Consider the following 1,194-nt stretch of genomic DNA (forward strand, 5'->3'; position numbering starts at 1 on the left):
TGAGCTGGGGGTGGCCGCAGAGACCAGCGAGAAGCGACTGTTTACTAAAAACACAGGTCCGTGCGAAGCCGTAAGGCGATGTATACGGACTGACGCCTGCCCGGTGCTGGAACGTTAAGGGGACCGGTTAGTCACTCTTCGGGGTGGCGAAGCTGAGAACTTAAGCGCCAGTAAACGGCGGTGGTAACTATAACCATCCTAAGGTAGCGAAATTCCTTGTCGGGTAAGTTCCGACCTGCACGAATGGCGTAACGACTTCTCGACTGTCTCAACCATAGGCCCGGTGAAATTGCACTACGAGTAAAGATGCTCGTTTCGCGCAGCAGGACGGAAAGACCCCGGGACCTTTACTACAGTTTGATATTGGTGTTCGGTTCGGCTTGTGTAGGATAGGTGGGAGACTTTGAACTCTGAGCGCCAGCTCAGGGGGAGTCGTCGTTGAAATACCACTCTGGTCGTGCTGGATGTCTAACCTGGGTCCGTGATCCGGATCAGGGACAGTGTCTGATGGGTAGTTTAACTGGGGCGGTTGCCTCCTAAAGAGTAACGGAGGCGCCCAAAGGTTCCCTCAGCCTGGTTGGTAATCAGGTGTTGAGTGTAAGTGCACAAGGGAGCTTGACTGTGAGACCGACGGGTCGAGCAGGGACGAAAGTCGGGACTAGTGATCCGGCGGTGGCTTGTGGAAGCGCCGTCGCTCAACGGATAAAAGGTACCCCGGGGATAACAGGCTGATCTTCCCCAAGAGTCCATATCGACGGGATGGTTTGGCACCTCGATGTCGGCTCGTCGCATCCTGGGGCTGGAGTCGGTCCCAAGGGTTGGGCTGTTCGCCCATTAAAGCGGTACGCGAGCTGGGTTTAGAACGTCGTGAGACAGTTCGGTCCCTATCCGCTGCGCGCGTAGGAATATTGAGAAGGGCTGTCCCTAGTACGAGAGGACCGGGACGGACGAACCTCTGGTGTGCCAGTTGTCCTGCCAAGGGCATGGCTGGTTGGCTACGTTCGGGAGGGATAACCGCTGAAAGCATCTAAGCGGGAAGCCTGCTTCGAGATGAGTATTCCCACCCCCTTGAGGGGTTAAGGCTCCCAGTAGACGACTGGGTTGATAGGCCGGATCTGGAAGGCGGGTAACCGCTGGAGGTGACCGGTACTAATAGGCCGAGGGCTTGTCCTCAGTTGCTCGCGTCCACTGTGT

General features: G+C 56.6%; 1 rRNA gene (cut by a window edge). It reads left to right on the top strand.

The features are described from left to right. Positions 1 to 1,173 (top strand): 23S ribosomal RNA (locus KVT44_RS55370) (its annotated part extends 1,385 nt beyond the left edge of the window); the annotation flags it as partial. Positions 1,174 to 1,194: the final 21 nt, after the last annotated feature.

Origin of the sequence: Streptomyces sp. GbtcB7, assembly GCF_019091445.1 — a bacterium.
Classification (GTDB): domain Bacteria; phylum Actinomycetota; class Actinomycetes; order Streptomycetales; family Streptomycetaceae; genus Streptomyces; species Streptomyces mirabilis.